4 protein-coding genes are annotated in these 3,960 nt (G+C 32.9%); 1 reads left to right on the forward strand and 3 read right to left on the reverse strand.

Features of this window, described 5'->3' with window-relative positions:
* Positions 1-120 precede the first annotated feature (120 nt).
* The 3 genes from FYJ25_RS14160 to FYJ25_RS14170 all read right to left on the reverse strand — a co-directional run bounded on the left by FYJ25_RS14160 (position 121) and on the right by FYJ25_RS14170 (position 2,789).
* Positions 121-480, reverse strand: coding sequence for an Ig-like domain-containing protein (locus FYJ25_RS14160; RefSeq protein ID WP_154581582.1), 360 nt, complete (start codon positions 478-480; stop codon positions 121-123).
* Between the two features lie 270 nt (positions 481-750).
* Complete coding sequence (locus tag FYJ25_RS14165) at positions 751-2,118, reverse strand: sensor histidine kinase (protein ID WP_154581583.1); 1,368 nt, start codon at positions 2,116-2,118, stop codon at positions 751-753.
* Positions 2,119-2,120: 2 nt separating this feature from the next.
* Positions 2,121-2,789, reverse strand: coding sequence for a response regulator transcription factor (locus FYJ25_RS14170; protein WP_154581584.1), 669 nt, complete (start codon positions 2,787-2,789; stop codon positions 2,121-2,123).
* A gap of 162 nt (positions 2,790-2,951) precedes the next feature.
* Between FYJ25_RS14170 and FYJ25_RS14175 the strand changes: the two genes are divergently transcribed.
* Positions 2,952-3,644, forward strand: a complete 693-nt coding sequence (locus FYJ25_RS14175; RefSeq protein WP_154581585.1) for a hypothetical protein — start codon at positions 2,952-2,954, stop codon at positions 3,642-3,644.
* Positions 3,645-3,960 lie beyond the last annotated feature (316 nt).

A 3,960-nucleotide genomic window follows, 5' to 3' on the forward strand; every position in this document is an offset into this window, starting at 1 on the left:
ACAACTAAGTAAAAGTCAGCCGCCCGTTTTCGGGCGGCGAATCCACCATTATCTATGACAGGCAGTTAAGCAATCTGATGACAATTCGTGTGAGCAGTCTGGTGACAGCTCATGAAATCATTAACAATTAATTCGTTCAACGGTATCTACCGTTACTTTACATTTTAGCTTTTTGCCTCTTACCTTTGCAGTAATGGTGCATTTGCCAGGGCTTAAAGCTTTTACAACTCCCTTTTTATTTACCTTTGCAATCTTTTTATTACTGCTTTTCCATGTTACTTTCTTTTTAGTTCCAATTACTCGTAGCTTTACAGTTTTTTCTTGAATCAGTGTAATGGCAGTTTTATTCAGTCTCATTCTTGGAGTTGCATTAACAGCTTTTCCCGGAAAAAGAAGGGAAAATAGCAGGCAAAGAGTAATGGCAATGCTCAGCATGGAAATAACAGACCGCTTTGTGGATTTTTTAAAATATGTATTCATAAAGTGACCTCCATTCTTAATAATGTATCATTAGAGTCTTTACTGTATTTGCTCATAGAGTTTCCGGGTCAAAAAAAGCGCCTTTTTGTACATTACAAAAAGACGCTTAAAAAATCAGCTTCATCACACCACGAAAACCAGACAAAAGCATTCGCCCAATTTTAAAAAATAGAATAGATGTTGTATTGAGAATTGTCAAATAGATCATATCCGGCACCTCCTCTTAATTAATTGTAACATAGAAAAGAGAAGGTGGTCAATGATATTGCTTTATAATGACACAGTAAATATAGTTCCGTATCCAGGTTTACTTTTTACAGAGATATTTCCATTGTGAATATCTACAATAAAACGGACCATAGAAAGTCCAAGTCCAAAACCTTCCCCGGCGCTCCTGCTTTTATCAACTCGATAAAAACGATTCCATATTTTATCAAGATGTTCTTTTTTGATACCGATTCCATTATCTTTGATGATAATATCAGTGTTTTCTTGGTTTTTTATAAGATTAACCCAGACACATCCACCATTGATACCATAATTGATCGCATTTTCTATAAGATTATAAATCATACGCATTAGGAGCATCGTGTCTCCTTGAATAATATATGATTCATTTTGGGGGATATATTCAAATAAAAGAGAAATATTTTTATAAGCTGCCTTTTGTTGAAGTTCTTCTATGACAGATTCTATTAAAAGAGTAAGGTCTACTTCTTCTTTTTGAGGCTTAAAACTATGCTTATCTGTGCGGGATATAGTAAGAAGCTGAGAAACTAGCTGACCAATGTAGGTTGTTTTTTTATAAATAATCTCAATTTCTTCCCGAACACTATCGGTGAGCTTTAGTTCATCAAGGCAATATTCACAGTGGCTTTGTATTACTGAAATTGGTGTTCTTAGTTCATGAGCTGCATCGGATGTGAATTGTTTCTCTTTTTCAAAAGACTTTTCCAGTTTAGCAATCATAGAATTAAATGCATCAGACAAGTAAGAAAATTCATCATGAGTGTTTGATGTTTCAATACGTTTTGAAAGATTGACGGAAAAAGATATCTCTTTTGCCATATCACTGATCGTATAAATTGGTTGTAACGCTTTTTTTAATATATGGTAGCCGACAAAGGCGGAGATGAAAACAGTAATAGGGAAAAGAACAGCAAAAATCCATAGCATATTATAAAGAATTCTTGACCAATGTCCATAAGAAGCGATGCTTCGAATCCATATGGAATCTTCCGGAGATTCTTCATAACAATAGTCATATACTAACCAGATGTTTTTATCAGATTTTATCTGTCGTATCTTATTCTTGATAAATGGAACTTTATCAGGAAAATCTTCTGGCGAAACACCATTTATAAAAGAACTGTTTTTATCATATAAACTGATAGAAACATTATCGTCATAGAATTTTGTCCAATCTGCATTATATAAAATATCATTCCTGCTAGACTTATCATATAAACTTTCCAGCATATCAGCGGATTCATCTTTTAGTTCTTCCTGAAGATCATGGACACTGTAGCTTTTAGAAAGAAAATAAATATAAAAAAATACGAGAGCCAAAATAAGAGAAAACACAAGAGTATACCAAAAGGTGATTCGGAATTTTATTGATAGTTTTGAAGTTTTCATATTTATTCTCCTAAACAATATCCTTTACCATATACAGTGTGAATTAATTTTTTTTCATAATTGGAGTCAATTTTTTTTCGGAGATAACGGATATAGACATCAATAATATTAGAACCTCCCTCAAAAGTACTGTCCCAGCCTCGTTGTTCAAGCTGATCACGTGAAAGAACATGTCCGGGATTGCGCATCATATATTGCAGTAATTTATATTCTTTTGTAGTAAGGGAAATTTCCTTACCATTACGGCTGACTTTTTTCTTTTTCGTATCCATTACAAGGTCTTCATAAATAAGAATGTCGCTTGGATCTGCTGCTATATTTCTTCGAAGTAAAACTCGAAGTCTGGCCTGCAGTTCTTCAAAAGCAAACGGTTTGATTAAATAATCGTCTGCACCGGAATCTAATCCATTTACTCGTTCTTCAATAGAACTTTTTGCAGTCAGTAAAAGAACAGGTGTAGTCTTTTTTTGGTTTCTCAACCATTTTAAAAGAGTGATTCCATCTATTTTAGGAAGCATAATATCAAGTAAAATAATATCATAAGTATAGGTATTCAGATAATCTTTAGCAACTTCGCCATCCATACAAACATCGATAGTGTAGTCTTTTTGCAACCGTTTTTTTAAAATATTACACAAATCTTTTTCATCTTCAACAATTAACATCCTCATAGATTTATACTCCTTTCTTAACTTGATCATCTGTCATTTTTAAATATGTTTTTTAATGATTTTCTCATTTTTTTTGAGTATAATCAAGATATAAAATAAAGTAAGTTATTCAATAAAATCTTAAAAGATTACAAAAATTATGCAAAATGAAAGGAGAAAATTATGAGAAAAAGAATGTGTTTATTCCCTGGTATGGCAGTTGTATTGTTATTTACTATTTTGTTTGCGGCAGGTTATACCACTCCTGCAATTGGAAATGTTAGTACTGTGCAGGCAGCTACAAAGAAAAAAGACATTTCAAGAGAGGGAAAAAAGAAACGTAGTATTATTAAAGGAAAGATATTTGAACTAGAAGTAGATAAGCCAGAGTCTGTTAAAGATAAAAATCTGACTTGGAGTATTAAAGATTCTTCTATTGTAACATTTGCCGGAAAAGAAAGACATGATGATGACATTAAATTTAAAGCACTGAAAGCAGGCACAACAAAAATTACTTGTCGAAATACAAAAACCGATAAAAAAATTAATTTTAAGATTACAGTGAAAAATGTAAAAAAAACAACAAAGGCATCTTCCCAAAACAAAACGATTTGTGCAAAAGGCTCTCTGAAACGTAGTATAAGAGTAAATGATGAGTTGGAACTTGAAGTTAAGAAAACAAAAGGAAAAGGAGTAAAAGACCGTCAGTTAAAATGGACAGTAGAAGATTCTACGATTCTTGCATTCGAAGATATGGATGATGGAATATATGATGATGAAATGGAATTTGTTGGGATGAAACCTGGAAAGACAACAGTTACGTGTACAAATACAGCAAATAAAGAAAAAGTAACATTTACGATTACTGTAAAATAATATTCATATCAGCAAAATAAATATGGTATGCAGCATAAATGGCAGGGAATTCTTATATGATATAGAATCCCTGCCATTGTTGTAAACTTCTTTACACTTTTTAACAGGTGTCTTGTCAGATGTAAACTTTGGTGTTATAATGGACAGAAATTTGGAAAAAATCAGAAGGGGGTCTTTAAAGGCCATACCTTGGTAGTGTAAAGTAGCCTATGAAAAAATGGAGCTGAAAAAAAGGCTCCATCGGAACCTTGAAAATTGCAGATATGTTAGCTTTCGGCAGCGTACGCCACCCTTGACGGCACACCAAAACAATGCT

It is taken from the genome of Anaerobutyricum soehngenii (genome assembly GCF_009697165.1).
In the GTDB taxonomy this organism is placed as follows: domain Bacteria; phylum Bacillota; class Clostridia; order Lachnospirales; family Lachnospiraceae; genus Anaerobutyricum; species Anaerobutyricum soehngenii.